A 21,786-nucleotide genomic window follows, 5' to 3' on the forward strand; every position below is an offset into this window, starting at 1 on the left:
AGCATGGACGAGGACCTCTTCTCGCTGGGCGGGGACGCCCCCGCGCCGCGCACCCTGAGCGAGGGCAACCGGGACCACCGGGCGCCGCTCGCCGTGCGCATGCGCCCGGCGTCCCTCGACGAGGTCGTGGGGCAGCACCAGGTGCTCGACCCCGGCAGCCCGCTGCGACGCCTGGTCGCGGTCGACGACTCCCGCACCGCACCGTCCTCGGTCATCCTCTGGGGCCCGCCCGGGACCGGGAAGACGACTCTCGCGTACGTCGTCGCGAGCTCCGGGGACCGGGAGTTCGTGGAGGTCTCCGCGGTACTCGCCGGGGTCAAGGACATCCGCGACGTCGTCGACGCGGCACGTCGTCGCCTGCGCACCACGGGCAAGGAGACCGTGCTCTTCGTGGACGAGGTGCACCGCTTCTCGAAGTCCCAGCAGGACGCCCTCCTGCCGAGCGTCGAGAACCGCTGGGTCACCCTCATCGCCGCCACGACGGAGAACCCGCACTTCTCCGTCATCTCGCCGCTGCTGTCCCGCTCGATCGTGCTCACCCTCGAGCCGCTCGAGCGCGCGGACCTCGACACCCTCGTGGACCGCGCCCTCGCCGAGGAGAAGGGCCTGGGCGGGGCGGTCGAGCTCACCGACGACGCCCGGGAGGCGCTGCTGCGCCTCGGCGGCGGGGACGCGCGCAAGATCCTCACCTCGCTCGAGGCGGCCGCCGCCGCCGCGCTCACCAAGGACCCGCCCGTCGTCGACGCGGAGGTGCTCGCGCAGGCCGTGAACCGCGCCGCGCTGCGCTACGACCGCGCCGGGGACCAGCACTACGACGTCACGAGCGCCTTCATCAAGTCGATGCGCGGCAGCGACGTGGACGCGTCGCTGCACTACCTGGCCCGGATGATCGAGGCGGGGGAGGACCCTCGCTTCATCGCCCGCCGCGTCGTCATCGCGGCGAGCGAGGAGGTCGGCATGGCCGATCCCACCGCGCTCCAGGTCGCCGTCGCCGCCATGCAGGCCGTGCAGATGCTGGGCATGCCCGAGGGGCGGATCCCGCTCGCCCAGGCGGTGGTGCACATCGCGACGGCCCCGAAGTCCAACGCCTCGTACAAGGCGCTCGACGAGGCGATCGCGGACGTCCGCTCCGGTCGCGCCGGGGTGGTCCCCCCGCACCTCCGCGACGCCCACTACTCCGGGGCGAAGAGCCTCGGCCACGGCGCGGAGTACCGCTACGCGCACGACTCGCCGCACGGCGTGGTCCCGCAGCAGTACGCCCCGGACGAGCTCGTCGGGACGGACTACTACCGACCGCGGGAGTCCGGCCCCGAGGGTCGCGTGGCCCAGCGCGTGCAGGCCCTGCGGCGGATCGTGCGAGGTGGCGACGGCGGGAACGGGGCCGGTGCAGGCGGCGACGGCGGCACGGCGTGAGGCACTCCACAGGAAGCGCGGTGCGACCTGCGCCGCGAGTCGTTGAGCCGCGAGCGGGGCTGCGCTAGTCTGGGTCGCTGAATCCGCGGCTGCTTCATTGGATTCAACCCCCGTCGACAACAAGAGGTAGACCTCGTGACCAACGTCACCCGCGCGCGCCGCCAGGCGCGTCTGTCCCGAGCACTCGGGCTCCCGCTGACCCCGAAGTCCGTCAAGTACTTCGAGAAGCGTCCGTACCCGCCCGGCGAGCACGGCCGCGCCCGCCGCCGCACCGAGTCCGACTACGCCGTGCGCCTCCGCGAGAAGCAGCGTCTGCGCGCGCAGTACGCGCTGCGCGAGAAGCAGATGCACCGCGCCTACCTGGACGCGAAGAAGCAGCCGGGCCTGACCGGCGAGAGCATGGTCGAGCTCCTCGAGATGCGCCTGGACGCGCTCGTGCTCCGCTCCGGCTTCACCCGCACCATCCTGCAGGCCCGTCAGGCCGTCGTGCACCGCCACGTCCTGGTCGACGGCAAGCTGGTGGACCGCCCCTCCTTCCGCGTGAAGCCGGGCCAGACCATCCAGATCAAGCCCAAGTCGCAGGCCATGGAGCCCTTCCAGGTCGCTGCCGAGGGCGGCAACTCCGACGTGCTCGCCTCCGTGCCGAGCTACCTCTCGGTCGAGCTGTCCGAGCTCAAGTCTCAGCTGGTCTCCCGCCCCAAGCGCGCCGAGGTCCCCGTGACCTGCGACGTGCAGATGGTCGTGGAGTACTACGCCCGCTGATCCCCCGGGATCACGGCGAAGGCCCCGGCTGGCGTGCTCCGGTACGCTGACCGGGGCCTTCGCGTCCCCATCTGCCTCCTCGGCCCCACGACCGCCCCGCCATCCGGCCCCGGTCCGTGCGGCCTCCCTGCTCCTCGTGCCCGGAAGGACCCCCACGACCATGCGCACCTCCGAGATCCATCGGCGCTTCCTCGCCCACTTCGAGAAGAAGCGGCACACGGTCGTGCCCAGCGCCTCCCTGGTCTCCGCCGACCCCTCGATCCTCTTCACGATCGCCGGCATGGTCCCCTTCATCCCGTACATCGTGGGCACCGAGAAGGCGCCCTACGACCGCGCGGTGAGCGTGCAGAAGTGCATCCGCACCAATGACATCGAGAACGTGGGCCGCACGACCCGGCACGGCACCTTCTTCCAGATGGCCGGCAACTTCTCCTTCGGCGACTACTTCAAGACCGGTGCGATCGACTTCTCCTGGGAGCTCCTGACGTCCTCCGTGGAGGACGGCGGTTACGGACTCGACCCCGAGAGGCTCTGGATCACCCTGTGGGAGGAGGACCAGGAGTCCTTCACCCATCTCACCGAGGTCATCGGGCTGGACCCCGCGCGCATCGTGCAGCTGCCCTGGGAGGAGAGCTGCTGGGACACCGGCCAGCCCGGCCCCGCGGGATCCACGGGGGAGTGGTACTACGACCGCGGACCCGAGTACGGCCCGGACGCCCCCACCGGGCGCCTGCCGGAATGGCCCGGGGACGAGCGTGCGGAGGACCGCTACCTCGAGATCTGGAACCTCGTGTTCGACCAGTTCCTGCGCGGCCCCGGCAAGGGGAAGGACTACGAGCTGCTCGGCGAGCTCGACCAGAAGGCGATCGACACGGGCCTCGGCGTGGAGCGCCTCGCGTTCCTCCTGCAGGGCAAGCAGAACATGTACGAGATCGACCAGGTCTTCCCGGTGATCGAGGTCGCGCAGCAGCTCACCGGCCGCGAGTACGGGGCCGACGCGGAGGACGACGTGCGGATGCGCGTCGTCGCCGACCACGTGCGCAGCGCGATGATGCTCGCCTCCGACGGCGTCCGCCCCGGCAACGAGGGCCGCGGCTACGTGATGCGGCGGCTGATCCGGCGCGCGGTCCGCTCCATGCGCCTGCTGGGCTACGCCGATCCGTCGATGCCGCACCTGCTCCCCGCCTCGCTCGAGGTCATGAAGGAGTCCTACCCGCAGCTCGAGACCGATCGCGGGCGCATCAGCGACCTGATCCTGGGCGAGGAGGAGGCGTTCCGCCGCACCCTCGCGACGGGCACCACGATCTTCGACCAGATGGTGGGCGAGGTGAAGCAGGACGGCGGCCGCGCCGTCCCGGGCGATGCCGCGTTCCGCCTGCACGACACCTACGGCTTCCCGATCGACCTCACGCTCGAGATGGCGCAGGAGGTGGGGCTCTCCGTCGACGAGACCGGCTTCCGCACCGCCATGCAGGAGCAGCGGGAGCGCGCCCGCGCCGATGCCGCGGCGAAGAAGACCGGCCACACCGACACCGCGCTCTACAACCGCCTGCTCGGCCAGCGCGGCGAGGCCGTGCCCTTCCTCGGCTACACCGAGTCCACCGTCTCCACGACCGTCGAGTCGGTGCTCGTGGACGGCGCGCTCGTCGACACGGTCACCGCGCCGGCGGACGTCGAGATCGTCCTCGCGACGACCCCGTTCTACGCGGAGATGGGCGGCCAGCTCGCCGATCAGGGCCGCATCGCCCTCGCCTCCGGCGGCATCGTCGAGGTGGACGACGTCCAGGCGCCCGTGAAGGGCCTGCCCGTGCATCGCGGCCGGCTCGTCGAGGGCGAGGTCCATCCCGGTGCGGGCGCGGTCGCGAGCATCGACCTCGAGCGGCGCGGCGCGATCGCCCGCGCGCACACCGCGACGCACATGGTGCACCAGGCGCTGCGCGAGGAGCTCGGCGACGGCGCGACCCAGGCCGGCTCGGAGAACTCGCCGGGCCGCATGCGCTTCGACTTCCGCTTCGGCCAGGCGGTGCCGCACTCGAGCCTCGAGCAGGTCGAGGGGCGCGTGAACACGCTGCTCCAGGACGAGCTCGAGGTCACCGACCGGCAGATGCCGATCGACGAGGCGCGGGCGCTCGGCGCCCAGGCGCTGTTCGGCGAGAAGTACGGGGACGTGGTCCGCGTGGTCTCGATCGGCGGCGACTGGTCCCGTGAGCTGTGCGGCGGCACCCACGTGGGCTCGACCGGGGCGATCGGCTCCGTCCAGCTCATGGGCGAGTCCTCGATCGGCTCGGGCGTGCGCCGCGTCGACGCGCTCGTGGGCCTCTCGGCCTACCGCCGGCAGGCGAAGGAGCGCGCACTCGTCTCCCAGCTCACCGACCTGCTGAAGGTCGGCACCGCGGAGGACATCCCCGAGCGCGTGCGCTCCCTGACCCAGCGGCTCAAGGACATGGAGAAGCAGCTCGCGAGCCTGCGCGGGGCCCAGCTCCAGGCGCAGGCCGGGCAGCTGCTCGAGCACGTGGTCGACGCCGGCGGCGTGCGGCTGCTCGTGCACGACGCGGGGGAGGGCATCGCCGCGGGCGACCTGCGCACCCTCGCTCAGGACCTCCGCTCGCGCCTCGGCGAGGACTCCGCCGCCGTCGTGGCCGTCGCCGGCCACGAGGACGGCCGTGCGGCGCTCGTCGTCACGACCAACGCCGCCGCCCGCGAGGCGGGGCTGAAGGCCGGCGCGCTCCTGCGCACCGGTGCGGAGGCCATGGGCGGCCGCGGCGGCGGCAAGGACGACATGGCCCAGGGCGGCGGCGGCGAGCCGGCGCGCACGGGGGAGGCCCTCGAGGCCGTCCGCGGGGCCGTGTCGGCGATCGCGACCGCATGAGCGAGCTCCCGCGCGGGGTCAGGCTCGGGGTGGACGTCGGCGACGTCCGCGTCGGCCTGGCCCGCAGCGACCCGGACGGCATGCTCGCCACCCCGGTCGAGACGGTGCCCCGGGACACGGCGGTCGCCGCCATCGCCGCCTGCGCCCGGGAGACCGAGGCGCGTGCCATCATGGTCGGGCTTCCCCGCACCCTGAGCGGTGCCGAGGGCCCCGCCGCGCAGAAGGCGCGGCAGGTCGCCGAGGAGCTCGTCGCCGAGCTCGCCGGCGATCCCGACCCCGCCGAGGTGCGGATGGTCGACGAGCGGCTCACGACGGTCTCCGCGCACCAGGCGCTCCACGCGTCCGGCCGCAAGGGGCGGAAGCACCGCCAGGTCGTGGACCAGGTCGCTGCCGTGATGATCCTGCAGCAGGCGCTGGACCTCGAGCGCAGCGCCGGCCGTCGAGCCGGCGAGCTCGTGGCCGCGGCGGATCCCGAGCCCGGCGCCGCCGGGGGACCCGAGCAGGAGGACGGCTGATGAGCGAGGGCCAGGGCGAGGACGATGCCGTCAGCTTCGACGAGCTCGCCGAGTCGCAGAACCCGCGGGACGAGGATGCCTCGACCGGCCACGGCCGTCGGCGCGCCGCCGGCCCGGTGCGCCGTCGGCGACGCCGGGGCCCGCTGCGCCGGGCGCTGCCGGTGCTGCTCGTCCTGCTCGTGCTCGGCGGGCTCGGCGTGGGCGGCGTCTACGGCTACCAGTGGCTCACCTCCAACGTGAGCCTCGAGCAGGAGGACCCGGACTTCCCCGGGCCGGGCAGCGGCGAGGCGCTCGTCCAGGTCGCCGAGGGCGACACCGGGACCGACATCGCCAGGACCCTCGTCGACGCCGGCGTCATCAAGACGTCCGGGCCCTTCATCACCCAGTTCTCGAACTCCCCGGACGCGTCGGGCATCGAGCCGGGCCTGTACCGGCTGAAGAAGGGGATGACCTCCTCCGACGCGCTCACGATGATCCTGGATCCGGCGAACGTGGCGGGCCACCGCGTGATCGTCCCCGAGGGGCTGCGGGCGGAGAAGATCTGGGCCGTGCTCAGCGAGGCGACCGACATCCCCGTCGAGGACTTCGAGGCCGCCGCGAAGGACTACACCTCCTTCGGCGTGCCCGAGAACGACGCGAAGTCCCTCGAGGGCTACCTGTGGCCGGGCCGCTACGACGTCCCGGAGGACGCCACCGCCGGCGAGGTCATCTCGATGATGACGGACCGCATGCAGACGGAGCTCGAGAAGCTCGGCGTCGCCCCGGAGGACGAGCACCGCGTGCTCACGCTCGCCTCGATCGCCGAGAAGGAGGCGCGCGACCCGGACGACTACGGCCGGGTGGTGCGCACCCTCGAGAACCGCCTCGAGGGCGTGGGCGAGGCGAAGGGGAAGCCGATGAAGCTCCAGCTGGACTCGACCGTCGCCTACTTCACGGGCAGCGACACGATCTCCACCACGCCGGCGCAGCGCAAGCAGGACAGCCCGTACAACACGTACCTCCACGAGGGGCTGCCCGTCGGACCGATCTCCAACCCCGGCAAGGCGACGATCCAGGCGGCGATCGACCCGCCGGAGGGTGACTGGCTGTACTGGGTCACGGTCAACACCGACACGGGCGAGACGAAGTTCGCGGCGACCTACTCCGAGCACGAGAAGAACGTGCAGGAGTGGCGTGACTGGTACGACGCGAAGCAGGGCGGCTGATCCCGTGCGCCGCTTCGCCGTGGTCGGCTCGCCCATCGAGCACTCCCTCTCCCCGCTGCTGCATGCCGTCGCGTATCGCGAGCTGGGCATCGAGGACGCCGTCTACGAGCGCCACGAGGTGGGCGCGGGCGAGCTCGCCGGCTTCCTGACCGGGGACGGCGCGGGTCTGCAAGGGCTCTCCGTCACGATGCCGGGCAAGCCGGAGGCGTTCGCCCTCGCGGCCGAGCACGACGACACCGCCGCCGCCCTCGCCGTCGCCAACACGCTCGTACGGCGCGCGGACGGCTCCTGGCGCGCGGAGAACCACGACGTGCACGGGATCGTCGCCGCGCTCCGCGACCACGGCGCCGGGACGGTGCGCCGCGCGGGCGTGCTCGGCTCGGGGGCGACGGCGCTCAGCGCGGCGCTGGCCCTGTGCCGGATGGGGGCGCAGGAGATCCTGCTGAGCGCCCGCCGTCCGGAGAGGCTCGCCCCCGTCGTCGACCTCGTCACCGCGCAGGGCGCCGACGCGCGGATCGTCCCCTGGGGCGGCGCCGCCGAGCTGCTCGGCACCGAGGTCGTCGTCAGCGCCCTCGCTGCGGCGGGTGCCCGCGCGATCGCCGAGGAGTGGAGTGCCCGACCCGCTCTGCCGGTCGTCCCGCTCCTGCTCGACGTGCTCTACGACCCGTGGCCGGCGCCGCTGGCCGGTCTGCTGGGCGGGCGGGGCACCGAGGTGGCGAACGGGCTGGAGATGCTCGTGCACCAGGCCGACATGCAGATCCGGTCGATGGTCGGCGCGCCCTCCGCCCCCGTCGCCGCGATGCTCGACGCCGCGCGGGAGCAGCTGCGCCGCTGATCGGATCGCCCGCCCGGGACATGCCCCGGCAACCGTCCGGGATCCTTGCCGCGCTCGGTCAAGGGAACGTAAAGTGGCCGTCGATCCCCGGCCCGTCCGCCGGGGGCTGAGGAGTCACCATGGACCTGACGCCGGACGTCACCACCCCGCTGCTGCGACGATGCACGGCACTGGCCACGATGGCCCGCGTCGAGCTGCTCTCCGAGCATCGCCATCGCGCGGCCGACGAGCTCTCCGAGGTCCTCGACGAGATCGTCTCCTGGTCCGGCTCCCGTCTCGACGACCCCGATCCGACGATGCTCGCCCTGTGCGCCGCGGCCCTGCTCGACCTCGCGGACAGGATCCCGGGGGCGGCCACCGCGCTCGCCGCGCGGGTCTCGGACGCGCTCGGTGTGCTGACGGGGCAGATCCCCGCGGGGCCGCTGTCCGTCAGAGCGTGATCGTCGCCACGAAACTGCTGGCAGGGACCCTTTCGGTGCAGGAGTGGGGTCAGTCCCGTGCTACTGTTCAGGAGTCGTCGCAACGACCACTCGTCCGGGTGGCGGAATTGGTAGACGCGCTAGCTTGAGGTGCTAGTGACCGTATTAGGTCGTGGGGGTTCAAGTCCCCCCTCGGACACGTTTCTCGAAGGCCCCGGCTCCCAGAGCCGGGGCCTTCGGCGTTCCTCCGCGTTCCTCGGCGTTTCTCGATGTCCCTCGACGGTTCTCGATGTTCCGCGATCCTCGTGCCCGCACCGGTTCCCGCTGGCCCCGGCGCGCATGCCATGATCGCCACCATGGTGCACGTCTTCCTCCACAACCCGGTGATCGCCGGGAACACCGGCAACGCGATCCGGCTCGCGGCCGTGACCGGTGCCCGCCTCCATCTCATCGAGCCGCTCGGCTTCGACCTCGAGGACGCGAAGCTGCGCCGGGCGGGCCTGGACTACCACGACCTCGCCGAGGTCCGCATCCACCCGGATCTCGAGACCGCCCTCGCCGCCGTCCCGGACTCCCGCGTGTTCGCCTTCACCGCCCGCGCGAGCACCACCTACGAGCAGGTCGAGTACCGGCGTGAGGACGTGCTGCTCTTCGGCACCGAGCCCACGGGGCTGCCCGAGGAGGCGATGGCGCACCCGCGGGTGAACGACCGGGTGCGGATCCCGATGCTCCCCGCACGCCGCTCGCTCAACCTCGCGAACTCGGCCTCGATCGCTGTCTACGAGGCCTGGCGTCAGCTCGGCTTCGACGGGGCCGGGGCATGAGCGGCTCCGCGCGGCATGGCTCCTCCCGGGGCAGGTCCGGCCTGCCCTCGCGCATCGAGCGCCGCAACGCCCAGTTCCAGCAGTGGGAGTCCCTCCTGCGCTCGCGCACGAAGCGCACCCGCAGCGGCGAGATGATCCTGCAGGGCGTCCGGCCCATCACCCAGGCGGTCGCTCACGGCATGGAGCTGCGAGCCCTGCTCACCGACGGCCGGGAGCGGCACTCCCGCTGGGCGGCCGAGCTGCTCGCCGCCGCGACCGCCCCCGTCGTCGAGCTCGCCCCCGAGCTCATGGCGGAGCTGGGGGAGCGGGAGGACGGACCGCCCGAGCTGCTCGCCGTGGTCGCCGTGCCGACGGACGATCCCGCGCGCCTCGGGCCGGTCCTGGACGCCGCCGGCGAGGCGCCGGTGGTCGTCGCCTTCGACCGCCCGTCGAGCCCCGGGAACATCGGCTCCCTCGCCCGCACCGCCGACGCCCTCGGCGCGAGCGCGCTCGTGACGACCGGCCACAGCGCCGACGCCTGGGATCCGGCCGCGATCCGCGCGAGCACGGGGTCGCTCATGGCGCTGCCCGTGCTCCGCCTCGCCGCGCCGCGGGACCTGCTCGCGGTCGTGGACGCGCGGAGGGCGGCGGGGGAGGAGTGGGCGGTCGTGGGTCTGGACGAGGCGGGCGGTCGCACCCTCGACCAGGTCGATCTCACGGGGCCGACGGTGCTCGTGGTCGGCAACGAGACGACCGGGATGAGCGCGCCGTGGCGCGAGGCCTGCGACGAGGTCGCGGAGATCCCGATGGGCGGCAGCGCGTCCTCCCTGAACGCCTCCGTCGCCGGCTCGATCGCCCTGTACGAGCGTCGCCGGCAGCTGGGCTGACCCGACCGGTCCTCCCGGCCGGGTCCTCCCGGCCGGGGCGGCGCGGGCTCAGCCGCCGAGCGCGGGGCCCAGCAGCGGGGCGCCGAGCAGCCCCAGGAACGGGGTGGAGAGCAGCACCGGACCCAGGGCGAAGCGGGACCTCCCGGTCCCCGTGCGCACGAGAGTCACGGCGCCGGCGACCCCGGCGAGCAGCAGGGCGCCGCAGGCCCCGGCCACGACGGCCCCACCGCCGAGCATGCTCGTCATGAGCACCACGGCGGGGAGGGTCTTCGCGTCCCCCATGCCGAGCAGCGGCGGGGCGAGGAGGGCCAGCAGCACCGCACCGGCGCCGATGACCGCGGCGAGCACGAGCGCGACCCGCAGCGGTGAGCGCAGCGCCGGCTCGACAAGGGCGCTCAGTGCGAGGCCGAGGAGGGTGACCGCCGTGAGCGCCCCCACGAGAGGGTTGGGGAGCCGGTGCGAGCGGGCATCCCACCAGGACAGCCGCATCGCGAGTGGGAGATAGGCGAGGACGAGCACCAGCTGCGGGAGCAGCGTGGTCGGGTCCGGGGTCGGCATCGGCCCATTCCAGCAGAGCGGCCGCACCGGCGCTCCGCCGCGGCACTGATTGTGGACGGGGCCGTCGGCCCCGGCGACGACGGGTCAGAGGCCGCTCGGGTCCCCGAGCGTCGAGCGGACGCGGATGATGCGCCGGCGCATCCACACCTTCTTCCCGCCGCCGAGGTACCTCCGGGTGCGGGCGAGCTCCCAGCGGCCGTACTCGGCCTCCTCGGTGAGGTGAGCGCGCACCTGGCCCACGGAGGTGCGGGGAGGGACCGTGATGATCTGGAACTCGTAGTCCTCGGGGCGTCTGCCCCGTTCCACGGGGAGGTCCGGCACCCCTCGGGGGTCGCGGACGTGGACGATGCGGCCGAGCGGCGGACGGGAGGGCGAGGGCACGGGCGGGGCCTCCGGGACGTGGGTGGTCGGCGGGCGGGCGCCGGGCCGAGGGCCCTGCAGGTCTCCCAGGATTTTCCGGTCGTCCGTGCTGTCCATTCTGCCGCCGGACGGGGTACCGTCCAAGCATGAACACGGATCCTCGCTCCGCTCTCGCCGCGCTGATCGCTGCCCTGGAACGTCACTACGAGGCGGCCGCCGCCTCCCGCGGTGACGACGATCCCGCACTGGAGGCCGCCACCGAGCAGCTCACCAGCGCGTTCGACACCTACGACGACGCCCTCTTCGAGGCCTACGACATCGCCACGCCCCTCATCGTCTTCGACGGCGACGAGGACGACGACGATGACGACTTCGACGACTTCGACGATCTGGACGACCTCGACGACGAGGACGACGATGACGACGACTTCGACGACGAGGAGGAGGGCGACGCCGACGAGCGCTGACCGGCGCTGACGAGCGCCCTCCGGCACTCCTCGCAGGACCTCCACCGACTCTTCACCGACGGTGCCCACGCGGCGCCGGGCCCCGTGCCCGGCGCCGCGTAGTCTGTCCCCGGCCGCGATGCGGCCCGACCGTCGACGCGGGCGCCCGCGCCCCGTCCCGACCCGGGTGGACCGCATCAGCGGAGCACCGAGAAGGAGCCTCCTTGTCCGTCCTCGACGCGATCATCCTGGGCATCGTCCAGGGGCTGACCGAGTTCCTGCCGATCTCCTCCAGCGCCCATCTGCGCATCATCGGCGAGCTGCTCATGCCGGGCCAGGACCCGGGCTCCGCCTTCACCGCGATCGTGCAGCTCGGCACGGAGACGGCCGTCCTCCTGTACTTCTGGAAGGACATCACGAGGATCATCGGCCGCTGGTTCCGGGCCCTCGCCGGCAAGGTCCCGCAGTCCGACCCGGATGTGCGGCTGGGCTGGTTCGTGATCCTCGGCTCGATCCCGATCGGCGTGCTCGGACTGCTCTTCGAGAACCCCATCGACCACGCGCTGCGGAACCTCTACATCACCGCGACGATGCTGATCCTCTTCGGCCTCCTGCTGGGCCTCGCGGACAGGATCGCGCCGCAGCGCAAGGAGCTCTCGGACATGACCGTGCGCGACGGCGTGCTGTTCGGCCTCGCCCAGGCGCTCGCGCTGATCCCGGGCGTCTCCCGCTCCGGCGGCACGATCACCGCCGGCCTGCTGCTCGGCTACTCCCGCAAGGCCGCCGCCCGGTACGCGTTCCTGCTGGCGATCCCTGCCGTCTTCGCCTCGGGCCTGTACAAGGCCGCGAAGGAGATCCCGACCCTGCTGAGCTCGGACGGGCAGGCCGCGGCGGTCGCCGCCGGCCAGCCCTCGCTGCTCGCGATCGTCATCGCGACGATCGTCGCCTTCGGCGTGGGCTACGTCGTCATCGTCTGGTTCATGAAGCTCATCGAGAACCGCTCGTACCTGCCGTTCGTGGTCTACCGCGTCGCCGCGGGCGTGCTCCTGCTGGTCCTGCTGCTGGCGGGGGTGCTGGACCCCCTCGCGGGCTCCTGAACCACCGGCCGGGGCGCGCCCGTATGATCGTGCGGTGCGTTCCTGGACCTCTCCTTCCCTCACCCCCCTCCCGGCGTCGGGCCGCCCGCTGCGGCTCCACGACGACCGGCTGGGCCGGATGACCACCGTGATCCCGCAGACCCCCGGCACCGCCCGGGTGTACGTCTGCGGGATCACGCCGTACGACGCGACCCACCTGGGTCATGCGGCGACCTATCACGCGGCGGACCTCATGCGGCGCGCGCTGCGTGACACCGGCCACGAGGTCGAGCTCGCGCAGAACGTCACCGACGTCGACGACCCGCTGCTCGAGCGGGCCGAGCGTGACGGCGTCGACTGGCAGGACCTCGCCGCCTCCCAGGTCGAGCTCTTCGCCGAGGACATGGAGGCGTTGCGGATCATCGCCCCGGAGACCTACCTCTCGGTGAGCGAGGCGATGGACGAGATCATCGCGACCGTCGAGGCCCTGCGCGCGCGCGGTCGCGTCTATCCCGTCGACAACGGCGACGAGGCCGCGGGCCCCGACTGGTACCAGGACCTCTCGATCGACGGCGCCCTCGGCGACGTCTCGGGCTGGGACGAGGCGGCGATGCTCGAGGTGTTCGCCGAGCGCGGCGGGGACCCCGACCGCGCCGGCAAGCGCGGCCGCTTCGACCCGCTGCTCTGGCGCGCCGAGCGCGCGGGCGAGCCCGCCTGGGACGCCGGCGAGTTGGGCCGCGGCCGCCCGGGATGGCACGTCGAGTGCCTGTCCATCGCGGAGCGCGGCCTGGGCCTGCCCTTCGACGTGCAGACCGGCGGCAGCGACCTCGTCTTCCCGCACCACGACATGAGCGCCGCGCACGCCGCCGGGCTGGGGCACCCCTTCGCCGCGCTCTACCCGCACACCGGGATGGTCGCCTACGAGGGCACGAAGATGAGCAAGTCGCTCGGCAACCTCGTGTTCGTGCACCGTCTCGTGCGCGACGGGGTCGAGCCGGCGGCGATCCGCCTCGTGCTCATGGCCCACCACTACCGCTCCGACTGGGAGTGGACGGACGCCGAGCTCGAGCGGGCCCAGGAGCGGCTGGCCGCCTATCGCGCCGCCGCGGCGGCGGGCGCCCCGCGCGCCGACGTCGTCGAGGAGCTGCGCTCCGCCCTGCGCGACGACCTCGACACCCCGCGGGCGCTCGCGGCGCTTGACGCCTGGGCCGCGGCCCCGCACGGGGACGGCGCGGTGACGTCGGAGCTCCCGGCGGGTGCCCCGTCGGACCCCGCGCAGGCCGTGGACGCGCTGTTCGGCATCTCCCTGGCGGGCTGATCACCGACGCCACGAGCGGGCGGTCGCGGGGGATCGCGACCGCCCGCTCAGGCGTGGATCATTCGCCGTCGCGCCGGCGCAGGAACTTCTCGAACTCGCGGGCGATCGCGTCCCCGCTCGCCTCGGGGAGCTCCGCGGCGTCCTGGGCGCGCTCGAGCCGGCGCACGTAGTCGGCCACGTCCTCGTCGGTGCGGGCGAGGTCGTCCACGCCGCGCTCCCAGGCCTCGGCGTCCTCGACGAGCTCCTCCATCGGGATCGGCGCGCTGATCGAGTCCTGCACGGCCCGCAGCAGCGCGAGTGTCGCCTTGGGGGAGGGGTTCTGCGCCACGTAGTGCGGCACCTGCACCCAGATGCTCGTGGTGCGCAGGCCGGCGCTCGTCGTGCGGCGGGCGAGGATCGTCGGCACCCCGACGGGTCCCTCGTACTGGCCGACCGGATCGACCTTCTCCGCCGCGCCGGGCTCGATCCCGGCGCTCACCGGGAGCGGCCGGGAGTGCGGGGCGTCGGCGAGCAGGGCGCCGAGGGAGATCACGGAGCTCACGTCGAGCACCTGGAGCTGCTCGAGCACCTCGTCGCAGAAGCGCTTCCAGTGCAGCGAGGGCTCGGGGCCCATGACGGTGACGAGCTCGGGGCCCTGCGGCGGCTGCAGGATGCGCAGCTCCGTGTCCGGCCAGTCCAGGACCCGGAGCCCCTCCTCGGTGGTGCGGATCTCGGGACGGTTCACCTGGAAGTCGATGAAGGCCTCGGCGTCCACCGCTCCGGCCGGGCGGGAGGGCCAGATCTCGAGCAGGTGCTCGAGGACTCCGGTGGCGGCCTCCCCGGCGTCGTTCCATCCGCTGAAGGCGGTGAGGGCGATGCGACTCATCCCGTCATCATAGGACCGCGCCGCTGCGCCCGGCGGTGGCGCCTGACCCGTCACCAGGGGCGGGCCAGGAAGCCCGGATACGCTCGGGCGGGGCGGCCCGACCGGCCGCCCGTCGACCTGCTGTCCCGCAGTCCCGCTGACACGGAGGAACCGGAGCCCATGCCCTCACCCTCGCTCCGGCTGCCCGGGCTCCCGCGGCTCGAGATCCGCACCAGCACCCTGCTCACGGTCGTCGTGCTCGCCGCGTTCGTGCTGCCCCTGCTCTCCGCCCCGGACCGGCCGACGGGGGTCGCGGTGCTGCTCGCCGTGCTGACGGCGCTCGCGCTGATCCTCTCCGTGCTGGGCCACGAGATCGCGCACGCCCTCGTGGCCCGAGCCTTCGGCGGCCGGGTGGACCACATCGCGCTCACCTTCGCCGGGGGCCACACGCAGTACCACGGCGAGAAGGTCGGCACGTGGGGCTCGCTGCTGGTCTCCCTCGCGGGCCCCGCCGCGAACCTCGTGCTCGCGGCTCTCGCCGCCGGGGCGGCCGCGCTGCTCCCCGTCGGCACCGCCCCCGCGCAGGTCGTGGGGCTGACGTCGACGCTCAACGTGGCCCTCGCGGTCTTCAACCTGCTGCCGGGGCTGCCCATGGACGGCGGCCGCGCCCTCGAGACGGCCCTCGGCGCGGCACTCCGCCGCCGGGCGCTCGGCACCCGGATCACGGCCGTGCTCGGGATGGCCATCGCGGTGCTCGTCGTGCTCGTCTCGCTGTACCGGATGATGCGCGCCGGGGGCGCGGGCACCGGCCTGATGCTCACCCTGCTGTGGGCCGTGATCATCGCGTCGATGCTCTGGCAGGGCGCCTCCGCGGCGCTGCGCGGGGCGAGCCTCCAGGAGCGGATCGACGTGCTCACCGCCCGGGGTCTCGCGCGCCGCGTGCCGCTGCTGCGGCCGCAGACGCTCCTCGGCGAGCTCCCGGGCGCGCTGTGGGACGACCCGGACGCGCTCGCGGGCGCCCTCGTCCTCGCCCCGGCCCCCGGGGGAGGCGCGCCGCGGGTGCTGCGGATCGACGTGGAGGCCGCCCGAGGCGTCCCCGCGGCGAGCCGCCTTTCGGTCCCGGTCACCGCGGTCGCGGCGCCGCTGGGCGAGCTCGGGGAGCTCCCGGCGGGGCTGGCCGGCGACCACCTGGTCGAGGCGATGATGGCGACGCCGCGTCCCGTGTACCTGGTCCGGGAGGACGACGGCACCGTGCTCGGTGTGATCATCGGCTCCGAGGTCGCGGCGCGCCTGCGGGGACGGTGAACGGGCCCGGACCGGGAGCGGACCTCCGCCTATGCTGGCGGGCATGACCTCGACCCCCTCCCCGGACGCCGGCGTCCCGGCCCCCGCCCCCGCCGCGGTGCCCGCCCCCCGCGCGGCCCGCCCGGGCCTGGACCGCACCGGCCCCCTCACCCTCGGCGACAAGGTGCAGCTCGCCGACGCCAAGGGGCGACTGCACACGATCACCCTCCGCGAGGGCGGGGAGTTCCACAGCCACCGCGGCGTGCTGCGCCACGAGCAGCTCATCGGCGCGGAGGACGGCGTCGTCGTCGAGGACAACCACGGCACCCCCTACCAGGCGCTGCGCCCGCTCTACGCCGACTACATGCTCTCCATGCCGCGCGGCGCCGCGATCATCTACCCCAAGGACTCCGCGCAGATCCTCATGTGGGGCGACATTTTCCCCGGCGCGCGGGTGCTCGAGGCGGGCGTCGGCTCGGGGGGCCTCACCACCGCGCTGCTGCGCGCCGTGGGCCCGGAGGGTGCCGTCCACTCGATCGAGCGACGCGAGGACTTCGCGACCGTCGCGAAGGAGAACGTCGACACCTTCTTCGGCGTCGCCGAGGGCGAGGACCATCCCTGGTGGGACCTCACGATCGGCGACTTCCAGGACGTCGCCCCGACCCTCGGGGAGTCCGCCGTGGACCGCGTCGTGCTCGATATGCTCGCCCCCTGGGAGTGCGTCGAGGCGGCCGGGGACGTGCTCGTCTCCGGCGGCGTCTTCCTCGCCTACGTCGCGACGGTCACCCAGCTCTCCCGCACCGCCGAGGCGCTGCGGGACCACGGGGAGTTCACCGAGCCGGACGCCTGGGAGTGCTTCGTGCGGCCCTGGCACCTCGAGGGCCTCGCCGTGCGCCCCGAGCACCGGATGAACGCGCACACCGGCTTCCTCATCACGGCGCGCCGCACCGCCCACGGCACGCGCGCGCTGAGCCGCGTGACCCGTCCGGCCCCGGGCTCCCGGGACGAGGAGGAGCTGAACCACCCCGACAACGAGGGCTTCGGCGGCGGCACCGGCGACTGGACCGCGCAGGACGTGGGCGAGCGCGGCGTTGCCCCGCGCAAGATCAAGCGCGCGCTGCGGGACATCCGCCAGGGCCGGGACCGCTGACCCGCCCGCACCCCCTCACCCCCTCGGAAGGAGCGCCATGAAGACCTACGCGGAGATGAGCTCCGAGCTCGAGCAGCTCGCGGAGCGCAACGACCGGCTCACCGCGGCGCTGCGCGCTGCCCGCGGGCAGATCCTCGAGCTCAAGGCGGATCTCGAGCGGATCGGCGACCCGCCGAACTCCTATGCGACCTTCCTGCGCCGCACCGACGGCACCACCGTCGACGTGCTGCACAACGGCCGGCGCCTGCGGGTCGCGACCTCCGCCGAGGTGGATCTCGAGGCTCTGCGCCCCGGCATGGAGCTCCGGCTGAACGAGTCCCTCGCCGCCGTCGAGACGATCACCCCCGGCGACGCCGGGAACGTCGTCGCCGTCGTCGAGCCGCTCGCCGACTCGCGGGTGCTCGTCGCCGTCGCCCCGGACGACACGCGCGTGCTGCGCCGCTCGGGCGAGCTCGAGGACGAGCTGCTGCACCCGGGGGACAGCGTGCTCGTCGACCTCAAGGCGCAGCTCGTGCTCGAGCGCATCGACCGCGCGGAGATCACCGATCTCGTCCTCGAGCAGGTGCCCGACGTCGCCTTCGAGTCGATCGGCGGGCTCTCCGGCCAGATCGAGACGATCCGCGACGCGGTCGAGCTGCCCTTCCTGCAGCAGGACCTGTACCGCACCTACGGCCTGCGACCGCCCAAGGGCGTGCTGCTCTACGGCCCTCCCGGGTGCGGCAAGACGATGATCGCGAAGGCGGTCGCGCACGAGCTCGTGCTCCGCTCCGCGGAGGTGCGCGGCGTGAGCGTCGCCGAGGCGCTCGAGAACTCCGCCTTCCTCAACGTCAAGGGACCGGAGCTGCTGAACAAGTACGTGGGGGAGACCGAGCGCTCCATCCGGCTCGTCTTCGAGCGGGCCCGCGAGAAGGCGAGCGCCCACCACCCGGTCGTCATCTTCTTCGACGAGATGGAGGCCCTGTTCCGCACCCGCGGCACGGGGCTGTCGAGCGACGTCGAGACCACGATCGTGCCGCAGCTGCTCGCGGAGATCGACGGTGTCGAGGGCCTGGACAACGTGATCGTCATCGGCGCCTCCAACCGCGAGGACATGATCGACCCGGCGATCCTGCGCCCGGGCCGCCTCGACGTGAAGATCCGTGTGCAGCGACCCGACGCCGCCGCGGGGCGCGAGATCCTGGGCCTCTACCTCGACGAGGACGTCCCGCTGCGCGGGGACCGCGAGGCGCTGCTCGACGCGGCCGTCGCCCGCATCTACGACGACTCCCCGGCCTCCGCCTTCGTGCGGATCGACTACTCCGACGGGAGCGAGGCGGTCCTGCACTTCCGCGACGTGGTCTCCGGGGCGACCCTGCGCAACATCGTGGACCGCGCGAAGAAGAACGCGGTCAAGGACCAGCTCACGACGGGCGTCGCCGGGGTGAGCGAGGAGCACCTGCTGGACGCCGTGGCGGACGAGTTCTCCGAGAACGAGGACATGCCCTCCGCCGCGCACCCCGAGGAATGGGCGCGGATCTCCGGGCACCGCGGGGCGCGCGTCGAGGCGATCGTGCCGCTCCGGCGCCCCGATGCGGGGAACGGTCAGGACGACGCGCGGAGTGCGGACGGGACGACCGGGCAGGAGGAGCGGCGATGAGCGGCGGCGGCCTCACCACCGAGCGCCCCATGGGCATCGAGACCGAGTTCGGCGTGCTCCACGTCGACCTCGAGGAGCGCACGCGCGCCGGTGCCGGCAGCGCGATCCTGCTCAGCCACCTCACGGTCGCGGCCTACGCGCTGCTCGCCCCCGCGGAGGGGGAGCGCGGGCGCCGGGTCCGCTGGGACTACGGGGACGAGTCCCCGCTGCGGGACGCGCGCGGCTTCGAGCTGCAGCGCGCCGCGGCCCACCCCACCCAGCTGACCGACGAGGTCAAGGACGCGCACCTGCCGAGCGTCGAGCTCGACGGACCCGTCCGAGGCTCCGACGTCGCCCCGGAGGGGACCGACGACGAGGTGCTCGCCTGGGCGGTGCACCGCTCGATCGGCAACTCCGTGCTGCGCAGCGGCGCCCGCTGGTACGTGGACCACGCCCATCCCGAGTACTCGGCCCCGGAGGTGCTGCGCGCCCGCGAGGCCGTGGTCGCGGACCGCGCCGGGGAGCTCGTCGCCCGCGAGGCGATGGCCATCGTCGAGCGCGCCGAGGGCATCCCCGACGTCGCGCTGTACAAGAACAACACCGACGGCAAGGGCGCCTCCTACGGCACCCACGAGAACTACCTGCTGGACCGCTCGGTGCCCTTCGAGGACGTCGTCGCGGTGCTGCTGCCCTTCCTCACCACGCGCCAGGTCCTCGTGGGCGCCGGCCGGGTGGGCCGCGGGGCGCGCGGCACCGAGCCCGGCTTCCAGATCTCCTCGCGGGCGGACTTCATGGAGGCGGAGGTGGGGCTCGAGACCACCCTGAACCGCCCCATCGTCAACACCCGCGACGAGCCCCACGCCGATGCGAGCCGCTTCCGCCGGCTCCACGTGATCATCGGGGACGCGAACCTCCTGGAGGAGTCGACCTTCCTCAAGCTCGGCACGACCTCCCTCGTCCTCGCGGCGCTCGAGGCGCAGCACCGCACCGGTGCGGCGATCCTGCCCGAGCTGCGCCTCGCCGACCCGGTCGCGGCGGTCCGCGCGATCAGCCACGACCCGAGCCTGCGCACCACGGTCGAGCTCGCCGACGGCCGCTCCCTCACCGCCCTGCAGATCCAGCGGGAGATCCTCGACGCGGTCGCCGCCGTCGCCGATCGAGGTGACGCGGAGACCGATCAGGTGCTCACGAGCTGGGGCGAGCTGCTCGACCTGCTCGCCGAGGACCCGATGCTCGCCGCGGACCGCGTCGAGTGGATCGCCAAGCTGCGCCTGCTCGAGCAGTACCGGCGGCGCCACGGCGACCTCGACTGGGCGGACCCCCGCCTGCTCGCGATCGACCTGCAGTTCTCCGACCTCCGCCCCGGGCGCGGGCTGTTCGAGAAGCTGCGGGCCGCCGGGCAGGTGCGCACCCTCGTCACCGAGGAGGAGGTCGCCGAAGCGGTGACCACCCCGCCCGCGAGCACCCGCGCCCACCTGCGCGGGCAGCTCATCACCCATCATCCGGGCGCCGTGCCCTCGGCCGGCTGGGACGTCATCACCCTCGCCGGCGAGGAGGAGGGCCACCGGCTGCGCCTCGCCGATCCGCGGCTGGGATCGGCGGCCTGGTGCGAGCAGCACGGCGTCGACCCCGCCGCGGACCTCGACACGCTGCTCACCGCCCTGCACCGCGCCGTCGGCGACCGCTGACCGCGCCCCGACCCCACCCATCCCTCCTGACGGAAGAAGGCCACCATGTCCCAGCAGAGCATCAACGCCCCGCGTCCCGGCGACGACGAGGAGAACGCGTCCGAGGCCGTCACCGGCGGCCAGACCTCCGCCTCCGCGCAGGGCGCCGACGACCTCCTCGACGAGATCGACGCCGTGCTCGAGGAGAACGCCGAGACCTTCGTGCGCTCCTTCGTCCAGAAGGGCGGCGAGTGAGCCGATGAGGCGCCGCGTGGGAGGGCTGGAGACCGAGTTCGGGCTCGTGTGCGTCCGTGCGGACGCCACGCGCGCCCTCGAGCCGGAGGCCGCCGCCCGGGAGCTGTTCCGACCGGTCGTGGCCCAGGGGCGCTCCTCGAACGTCTTCCTGCGCAACGCCGCCCGGCTGTACCTCGACGTGGGCTCGCACCCCGAGTACGCGACCGCCGAGTGCGACGACTGGTGGGACCTCGTGGCCCAGGACGCCGCGGGGGAGCGGATCCTCGCCGAGCTCGTCGGCTCCGCGAACACGCGCCTCGCCGAGGACGGCCAGGACGCCCGCATCCACCTGCTCAAGAACAACGTGGACTCCCAGGGCAACGCGTTCGGCTCCCACGAGAACTACCTCGTGGACCGCCGCGGGGAGTTCACGCGGCTGCCGCGCTACCTGCTGCCCTTCCTCGTGACCCGCCAGATCGTCACCGGCGCGGGCGGCGTCGTCGTCGACCGGCCGCTCGGGGAGCCCACCGCCCCCGGCACCCCGCGCTTCGTCTTCTCACGCCGCAGCGACCACATGTGGGAGGCGGTCTCCTCCGCGACCACGCGCACCCGCCCGATCATCAACACCCGCGACGAGCCGCACGGCGACCCCACACGGTTCCGGCGCCTCCACGTGATCGTCGGCGACTCCACGCGCAGCGAGGTCTCCACCCACCTGCGCTTCGCGACCACGGACCTCGTGCTGCGGCTCATCGAGTCCGGGCGCACGCTCCCCGAGCTCGCGCTCGCGGACGACATCGCCGCGATCCGGGTCGTCGCCCGCGACCTCACGGGCGCGGAGCCGCTCGCGCTCGCCGCCGGGGGCACCACGACCGCGCTCGAGGTGCAGCAGCGCTGGCTCGACCTCGCGGCGACCGTCGCCGAGCCCGCCGAGCAGGAGGTCCTCGAGACCTGGCAGAAGGCGCTCGACGCGGTGCGCACGGGGGACCGCTCCTGGGCCGCTCAGCACCTCGACTGGGCCATCAAGGAGCGTCTGGTCTCCCAGGTCGTCGAGAGGCGCGGCGTCGCGCTCGACGACCCGGTGATCGAGCGCCTCGACCTCGGCTACCACGACATCGACCCGAGCGGCTCGGTCTTCGCCTCGCTGCGCCGGCGCGGGCTCGCCCCGGCGGTGCTCGACGAGCAGCGGATCGCCGCGGCGGTCAGGACGGCGCCCGCGAGCACCCGCGCCCACCTGCGCGGACAGGTCGTGACGGCCGCGCTCGAGCACGGGGTGGACCATGTCGTGGACTGGACCACGCTGCGGCTGACCCGCTCGGGCTCCGCGCCGGTGCAGATCCTGGACCCGTTCCAGACCCGCAGCGACGAGGTGGATGCGCTCCTGGCGCGGATCCGCGGCGACGGCGCCCCGACCCCCGGCGCCGTCTGAGCCGCACCGGCCGCCGCTTCCCAGCTTGGGCGTGAAACCTCCCGGTGCGCCCCCGTACCCTGGTCCCCGTGTCCCACCCCGGGGCCCACGATCCGAA

The 21,786-nt window shown here is 73.6% G+C and carries 21 protein-coding genes and 1 tRNA gene; 19 read left to right on the forward strand and 3 right to left on the reverse strand.

Features of this window, described 5'->3' with window-relative positions:
- Positions 1 to 3: 3 nt before the first annotated feature.
- The 10 genes from NLU66_RS11720 (at position 4) to NLU66_RS11765 (ending at position 9,708) form a co-directional block, all read left to right on the forward strand.
- Positions 4 to 1,413 (forward strand): replication-associated recombination protein A, encoded by a 1,410-nt coding sequence (locus tag NLU66_RS11720; RefSeq protein ID WP_259359858.1) that lies wholly within the window; start codon positions 4 to 6, stop codon positions 1,411 to 1,413.
- Between the two features lie 135 nt (positions 1,414 to 1,548).
- A complete protein-coding gene (gene rpsD, locus NLU66_RS11725; RefSeq protein WP_137770754.1) occupies positions 1,549 to 2,175 on the forward strand; it encodes a 30S ribosomal protein S4 in 627 nt (208 codons plus the stop codon).
- Between the two features lie 160 nt (positions 2,176 to 2,335).
- Positions 2,336 to 5,044 (forward strand): alanine--tRNA ligase, encoded by a 2,709-nt coding sequence (alaS, locus tag NLU66_RS11730; protein ID WP_259359859.1) that lies wholly within the window; start codon positions 2,336 to 2,338, stop codon positions 5,042 to 5,044.
- Positions 5,041 to 5,559, forward strand: a complete 519-nt coding sequence (gene ruvX, locus NLU66_RS11735; protein ID WP_259359860.1) for a Holliday junction resolvase RuvX — start codon at positions 5,041 to 5,043, stop codon at positions 5,557 to 5,559. Before alaS ends, ruvX begins: the two co-directional genes overlap by 4 nt.
- Complete coding sequence (mltG, locus tag NLU66_RS11740) at positions 5,559 to 6,764, forward strand: endolytic transglycosylase MltG (protein WP_259359861.1); 1,206 nt, start codon at positions 5,559 to 5,561, stop codon at positions 6,762 to 6,764. The genes ruvX and mltG overlap by 1 nt, the downstream gene beginning before the upstream one ends.
- Positions 6,765 to 6,768: 4 nt before the next feature.
- Complete coding sequence (locus NLU66_RS11745; RefSeq protein WP_259359862.1) at positions 6,769 to 7,599, forward strand: shikimate dehydrogenase; 831 nt, start codon at positions 6,769 to 6,771, stop codon at positions 7,597 to 7,599.
- 119 nt (positions 7,600 to 7,718) lie between these two features.
- Entirely contained in the window at positions 7,719 to 8,039 is a 321-nt protein-coding gene (locus tag NLU66_RS11750) for a hypothetical protein (RefSeq protein WP_259359863.1), read from the forward strand.
- A gap of 92 nt (positions 8,040 to 8,131) precedes the next feature.
- A tRNA-Leu gene (locus NLU66_RS11755) sits at positions 8,132 to 8,217 on the forward strand.
- Positions 8,218 to 8,374: 157 nt separating this feature from the next.
- The gene (locus NLU66_RS11760) at positions 8,375 to 8,842 is read left to right on the forward strand and encodes a tRNA (cytidine(34)-2'-O)-methyltransferase (RefSeq protein WP_259359864.1); all 468 of its coding nucleotides are present in this window, start codon (positions 8,375 to 8,377) and stop codon (positions 8,840 to 8,842) included.
- Positions 8,839 to 9,708, forward strand: coding sequence for a TrmH family RNA methyltransferase (locus NLU66_RS11765; protein ID WP_259359865.1), 870 nt, complete (start codon positions 8,839 to 8,841; stop codon positions 9,706 to 9,708). The genes NLU66_RS11760 and NLU66_RS11765 overlap by 4 nt, the downstream gene beginning before the upstream one ends.
- Positions 9,709 to 9,756: 48 nt before the next feature.
- Here NLU66_RS11765 and NLU66_RS11770 read toward each other — a convergent pair whose 3' ends face one another.
- Positions 9,757 to 10,266: a hypothetical protein gene (locus NLU66_RS11770; RefSeq protein WP_259359866.1), complete on the reverse strand. Its 510-nt coding sequence runs from the start codon at positions 10,264 to 10,266 to the stop codon at positions 9,757 to 9,759.
- An 84-nt stretch (positions 10,267 to 10,350) separates the two neighbouring features.
- Complete coding sequence (locus NLU66_RS11775; RefSeq protein ID WP_416232195.1) at positions 10,351 to 10,587, reverse strand: DUF5703 family protein; 237 nt, start codon at positions 10,585 to 10,587, stop codon at positions 10,351 to 10,353.
- Between the two features lie 185 nt (positions 10,588 to 10,772).
- On the opposite strand from NLU66_RS11775, the gene NLU66_RS11780 reads away from it, so the two are divergent.
- The 3 genes from NLU66_RS11780 (at position 10,773) to mshC (ending at position 13,466) form a co-directional block, all read left to right on the forward strand.
- Positions 10,773 to 11,093, forward strand: a complete 321-nt coding sequence (locus NLU66_RS11780; protein ID WP_259359868.1) for a DNA primase — start codon at positions 10,773 to 10,775, stop codon at positions 11,091 to 11,093.
- 203 nt (positions 11,094 to 11,296) lie between these two features.
- Entirely contained in the window at positions 11,297 to 12,169 is an 873-nt protein-coding gene (locus tag NLU66_RS11785) for an undecaprenyl-diphosphate phosphatase (protein ID WP_259359869.1), read from the forward strand.
- A 34-nt stretch (positions 12,170 to 12,203) separates the two neighbouring features.
- Entirely contained in the window at positions 12,204 to 13,466 is a 1,263-nt protein-coding gene (gene mshC, locus NLU66_RS11790) for a cysteine--1-D-myo-inosityl 2-amino-2-deoxy-alpha-D-glucopyranoside ligase (RefSeq protein ID WP_259359870.1), read from the forward strand.
- A gap of 58 nt (positions 13,467 to 13,524) precedes the next feature.
- On the opposite strand, the gene NLU66_RS11795 is transcribed toward mshC, so the two are convergent.
- On the reverse strand, positions 13,525 to 14,331 hold the full coding sequence (locus NLU66_RS11795; protein ID WP_259359871.1) for a PAC2 family protein: 807 nt from the start codon (positions 14,329 to 14,331) through the stop codon (positions 13,525 to 13,527).
- Between the two features lie 159 nt (positions 14,332 to 14,490).
- Here NLU66_RS11795 and NLU66_RS11800 point away from each other — a divergent pair, with 159 nt between their 5' ends.
- From NLU66_RS11800 to pafA, 6 genes are read left to right on the forward strand one after another with little or no spacing between them, the layout of a single operon-like run.
- Positions 14,491 to 15,615 (forward strand): site-2 protease family protein, encoded by a 1,125-nt coding sequence (locus tag NLU66_RS11800; protein ID WP_259359872.1) that lies wholly within the window; start codon positions 14,491 to 14,493, stop codon positions 15,613 to 15,615.
- 43 nt (positions 15,616 to 15,658) lie between these two features.
- Complete coding sequence (locus tag NLU66_RS11805) at positions 15,659 to 16,744, forward strand: tRNA (adenine-N1)-methyltransferase (protein ID WP_259359873.1); 1,086 nt, start codon at positions 15,659 to 15,661, stop codon at positions 16,742 to 16,744.
- A gap of 37 nt (positions 16,745 to 16,781) precedes the next feature.
- Positions 16,782 to 18,380: a proteasome ATPase gene (gene arc / locus NLU66_RS11810; RefSeq protein ID WP_259359874.1), complete on the forward strand. Its 1,599-nt coding sequence runs from the start codon at positions 16,782 to 16,784 to the stop codon at positions 18,378 to 18,380.
- Complete coding sequence (gene dop, locus NLU66_RS11815) at positions 18,377 to 20,047, forward strand: depupylase/deamidase Dop (RefSeq protein WP_259359875.1); 1,671 nt, start codon at positions 18,377 to 18,379, stop codon at positions 20,045 to 20,047. Before arc ends, dop begins: the two co-directional genes overlap by 4 nt.
- A gap of 45 nt (positions 20,048 to 20,092) precedes the next feature.
- Entirely contained in the window at positions 20,093 to 20,281 is a 189-nt protein-coding gene (locus NLU66_RS11820) for a ubiquitin-like protein Pup (RefSeq protein WP_259359876.1), read from the forward strand.
- A 4-nt stretch (positions 20,282 to 20,285) separates the two neighbouring features.
- Entirely contained in the window at positions 20,286 to 21,689 is a 1,404-nt protein-coding gene (gene pafA, locus NLU66_RS11825; RefSeq protein ID WP_259359877.1) for a Pup--protein ligase, read from the forward strand.
- Positions 21,690 to 21,786 lie beyond the last annotated feature (97 nt).

The sequence above is a fragment of the Brachybacterium sp. NBEC-018 genome (assembly GCF_024860185.1).
Classification (GTDB): domain Bacteria; phylum Actinomycetota; class Actinomycetes; order Actinomycetales; family Dermabacteraceae; genus Brachybacterium; species Brachybacterium rhamnosum.